This is a genomic window from Weissella sp. DD23, from assembly GCF_001579105.1.
GTDB lineage: Bacteria > Bacillota > Bacilli > Lactobacillales > Lactobacillaceae > Weissella > Weissella cibaria.
This window is the reverse complement of record NZ_KQ970394.1, coordinates 145452-150129: the sequence shown is the minus strand read 5'-3', so window position 1 is coordinate 150129 and position 4678 is coordinate 145452. Positions and strand designations below refer to the sequence as shown.

The window sequence follows — 4678 nt, the reverse complement described above, 5'->3', positions numbered from 1 at the left end:
ATCAACTGACTTCAAACCGAAGTACAAGGCAATACCAATCAACCAAGCACCGATAGCCAACCAGTTCAAGCCACCATTGTACCAGTACTTACCGTCAACCTTCGTGAATTCTGACAACTCATATTGTCCCTTACGAATAAAGAAGAAATCCACCAGGAAGACTGCGATTTCTGGACCCAAGAACATACCAATGTAATCCAAGAACAAAATGAAGGCATCCAAGAAAGTGGCAAACCACAATGGAATGAATGACACCAACGTTGCACCAATCGTGACAATCCACAAAGCAGGTGTCAACTTCAACTTGTGCCACATATTGGTCAACGCTGACCCAGCCGCCATCAAGTTAACCGCGTTAGCCGTTGTTGACGTAATCACAATAACTAACAAGGCGATAATCCCCAAGCCTAGCTTTGACGCAATCGTTGATGGATCTGAGTCGTTTGGATCAAACGCGTTGTTCATCAAGGCCGTTGCGATCGTTGCCGTCAAACCAATGAAGGCAAACCAGAATAGCCCAATGTTAGCACCCAAGAATGACCAACCCGTTGCCCCTGACTTACGCTTCGTGAAACGTGAGAAGTCAGATGATGCCGTTACCCAGGCCAGGTTAAAGGCGGCCAAGATATCGATTGCAGCCCCTGATGAGATACGCACCTTTGCTGGTGGCGTCCAGGCAAAGATATCCGCTAATGACACGTGTTGGAAGACCACAATTGATTCCCAAATCACGAAAATTGCGACCAAGATAATCCCAATACGTTCAATCATCCGGACCGAACGCTCACCCAATGAAATTGATGCCAAGTGCAACAATGACATGATGATAATCCCGATGACCAAACCAGCTTTGCCGCCTGCAGTATAGGCTTGCCAGCCAAACAAATCCTTGAAGATTACCGAAATTGAAATCGCAGCGATAAACGTATTTGCGGCAGCCCATCCAATAAATTGCACGATGTTAATAATTGATGGTAAGAATGACCCACGCAAACCGAATGATGCACGCGTCAAGGCCATCATTGGCAACCCCGTTTTAAAGCCCATAAACGAAGCAAGTGCTAATAAGGCATATGACACCAATCCCGAAATAATCAAAGTCGTCGACGCAGTGTACATCCCCGCTGCGGCAATCACACCACCGATGTACCACGTCCCGTTGTTGGCATTGGCACCAACCCAAGTTGCAAACATATCCCAGTTTGACATTGTGCGCTTGTCAGTTGAAATCGCTTCAACTTGACCAAACTGCTTTTCCATATTCCCCTCCTTGCACCCAGGTATAAGGTAAACAAAAAGGGCCACTCCGTTACAAAAATGTACAGAGCGGCCCACTAATAGTCTACAGTTATCCTAGGTGACGCGCTCTTTGGCCAGTTCTCTGACTGACGGTTAAAAGAACTATTTATAATTTTCAACTTGGTCTACTATACCGACCTTGGTTAACAGCGTCAACCGTTTAAAGGGATAGTAAAAACCTTGTAAAACGTTTAACGTCGCGCTACTAGTACGGTAACGCGACGTTAACTAATTTTTGTTAAATATGACCTGTAATGATACCAAGTACCGCAAGTAACATCACTACGAATGACCCCAGCGTACCGATCAGCGCGACCCAAGTAATCCCACGTGGGACCGTCCAACCGTTTACGCCATCGTAATCACGCCATGTTTTGCGCCCTTGGAAAGTGACAAACACGATAATGGCGAATACCGATAAGACGCCTTGACCAATCACACTTAGGACTTGTGGTAGTCCGGTTGGCACGACCGAAAACAATGTATAGTTTGCGACGGCAGCCAAGCCAACGACAATCGCTAATAATGCAGATGCCATCTCAAGTTCCCCTTTTCATTTCAATATTGTTACATCTATTGTAACGGGCTTCACACGTCTGCGCACGCTAAAAAGCCAAATAACTTAAAAAAGGTTAGCGTTTAACAAAAAACGGTAAACCCGCAGGCTTACCGTTTTGATTAATTTTCCATTGGCGCTTCAATGCCGGCTGATAACTGAATATCATGGGCTGCCAAAATACGAATAATTTTCATATTAATATCAGCTCGCGTCCCGGCCCAGTCAGCGTCTGGCAGCATCTTGAACTGTGCGACAGCCATAAACTCATGTCCCCGTGTCGTCACGGAATTGATGTACGCCTTTTGCGTATCAGCCGCAAATCGGTCGTCAGCAGCCAGCATTGCTTCCACATCAGCCATCGCCGCCATCATATCCTTCGTCTTAGTGGCAATGTCTAAGTAGAACGTCAACGTTAACTTGCGGGTCTCCATCCGTGACCAATTCGTAATTGGTTCATTCGATAGCGTCGCATTCGGCACAATCACCAAAGCGCCATCAAATGTCCGCACGAGCGTTGATCGGAATGTAATATCTTCCGCGATTCCCTCAACCGACGGTGACGCAATCCAGTCACCGATTTGGAAAGGCTTTTCAGTAATGATGATAATTCCACCTAACAAGTTCTTGATTGGATCTTGGGCGGCCATCGAAACAGCCAATCCAACCAACCCCAGTCCAGCGAACACCCCATTCACATTAATGCCCCAGTCAGACAAAATCATCGTCACCGTTAAGGCCATGACGACAAATTGCAGAATACGGGTCAAGAATGGCATCACAATCGAATCAATCTCCATGTGCACGCGTTCGCCTAGGTGCGCCAATAACGTTGTCAATGAACCCATCAACGTGTACAACCCATAACCGATACTAAAAATTAGAATCGAGCGATAAACTTGCGTCGCAAATGTAATCAGCAAATGTGGTGCATGGGCCGTGTGCAAAGCCAACAGTAACCCTGAAAACAGCACGACGACGCGCGCTGGATTTTCAAACGCCATCAAGACGTCAATCCACGCCTCAAAGCGCTTCGGAATCCGCTTCTCAATAAAATGAAAAATGCCCCGGACGACACCACGAATCAATAAAAATGACACAATGACGATCAGTAAGGCCAAGCCCAATGATTGCCAATCAAAGCTGTGCGCTAACCAGCGTTCAAACAACTTCATGTTTCTCTCCTCTGTTTAAAATGCTATTTTACTAATCTCAAATAATTACAGTTTTCAAGTATAACAAAGAACGCACGGTCGATTGACTGTGCGTTCCAGGTCTTTATCAAGTTTTTACTTCTGGTTCTTAGCTAACTGTTGCAGCTCATGCAACGTCGTCTTACCACCATTCAAGCCCGTCGTCCGTTGACCATTATGCACATACGTCACGTATGGCAAGTTTGTCACCTCAAGACTGTCTCGGAATGATTTCTTCAGCGTGTACGCCCCTGTATCGAAATAGTAGACTTCATGATTTTTCGCGAGTTGCTTAATCACTGGCGATAACTTGCGACTATCTGGGGATGCCGCCGTACCAATATAAATGTAATAATCACCACTTGAACGGTCGTTAACAACGGCGTCCAACTCATTTTCAGCGATTGCCGTTGTCCGCTTTAAGTTGTTGCGATAATCACTTTGTGTGACCAATGAAATCCGATTTTCATGGCGCTCCACTTGCCAACTCACTAATGATCCAATCACAACCAACGCCAAGAAGACGCCGTTTACTGCGATATAAACGGTTCTTAACTTAGGTAATAACTCATCCGCTAGAATGTTAATCAGGCCAATCAACAACAAGCCCCAGAATACATTCACGCCAAAGCCGAACAAGTGGTTAACCACCGCCCAAATGTATTCCAACACAAGGATGATAATTAAGCCGTATACCCACACTTTTTCTTTTCTCATCACAATAGCTCCTAAACATACTGATTAATAGTATATGGGAGCTTAGTGCCTCTGCCCAGCTTTCAGCGGATTCCTCATAAGAAATTTAAAAAAGGACGCAAGCCCAAGTCGGTTTGCGTCCTTACTTTTCAGCACCCTAACGTGTTAGGAATGCTGTGATAGCTGTATTTTGTTGTTCAGGTGCGAAGAAATCATCGGCACGTTCAAACGCTTGGACCCGTCCATCCGCCAGTAATAGCACATCATCCGAAATATCACGTGCAAACGCAATATCGTGCGTCACTAAGATAATTGTCCGGTTAGGCAACTTGGCCACCTCAGTAATCATGTCCGTCACTTCTCGAATCGATTCCGGATCCAACGCTGAAGTTGGCTCATCCAACAACAGCACCGGCGCTTCCGTAATCAAGGCTCGTAAAATGCCAATGCGTTGTTTCTGACCACCGGATAGTGAACTGGGATATTGTGTCGCAACCCCAGCCAAATTAAACTTTTCCAGTAACGTCATTGCACGTTCGCGGGCGACCGCTTTCGATTGCTGACCAGTCAGGTAAAGTGGCGAGGCAACATTATCTAGCGCCGTCAAATTTGCGAATAAGTTAAAGTGTTGAAACACCATCGCTGTTTGACCAGCTAAATCTGGCACACTGCCAGTCGTAACTGGTTGTAGGCCGTTCAACGTGCGAATCAATGTTGACTTGCCTGCACCAGATGGGCCGAGGATCGTTAGGACTTGTGCGGTGGGGATGTCAAACGACACCTCATGCAACACTTCCTTGGTGACATGCTTTTTATTCGTTGGCACCGTCACAACCAACTGCTTAACTGCCATTGTCATGATGTTCCCCTCCTACATGTACCGACGATAATAGCGTTCTAACTTATTTTGCAAAGCCGAATACGCCACTACCAA

General features: G+C 46.0%; 5 protein-coding genes. All 5 read right to left on the bottom strand.

What is annotated here, in order from left to right:
* The coding region (locus WEIDD23_RS08140) for a cytosine permease (protein ID WP_082778321.1) at window positions 1-1260 on the bottom strand (1260 nt) is incomplete at its 3' end.
* A 277-nt stretch (window positions 1261-1537) separates the two neighbouring features.
* Window positions 1538-1837: a hypothetical protein gene (locus tag WEIDD23_RS08135; RefSeq protein WP_010370163.1), complete on the bottom strand. Its 300-nt coding sequence runs from the start codon at window positions 1835-1837 to the stop codon at window positions 1538-1540.
* A gap of 140 nt (window positions 1838-1977) precedes the next feature.
* Window positions 1978-3030 (bottom strand): mechanosensitive ion channel family protein, encoded by a 1053-nt coding sequence (locus tag WEIDD23_RS08130; RefSeq protein WP_010370165.1) that lies wholly within the window; start codon window positions 3028-3030, stop codon window positions 1978-1980.
* A gap of 114 nt (window positions 3031-3144) precedes the next feature.
* On the bottom strand, window positions 3145-3765 hold the full coding sequence (locus WEIDD23_RS08125; RefSeq protein ID WP_029237424.1) for a hypothetical protein: 621 nt from the start codon (window positions 3763-3765) through the stop codon (window positions 3145-3147).
* A 136-nt stretch (window positions 3766-3901) separates the two neighbouring features.
* On the bottom strand, window positions 3902-4603 hold the full coding sequence (locus WEIDD23_RS08120) for an amino acid ABC transporter ATP-binding protein (RefSeq protein WP_010370169.1): 702 nt from the start codon (window positions 4601-4603) through the stop codon (window positions 3902-3904).
* Window positions 4604-4678: the final 75 nt, after the last annotated feature.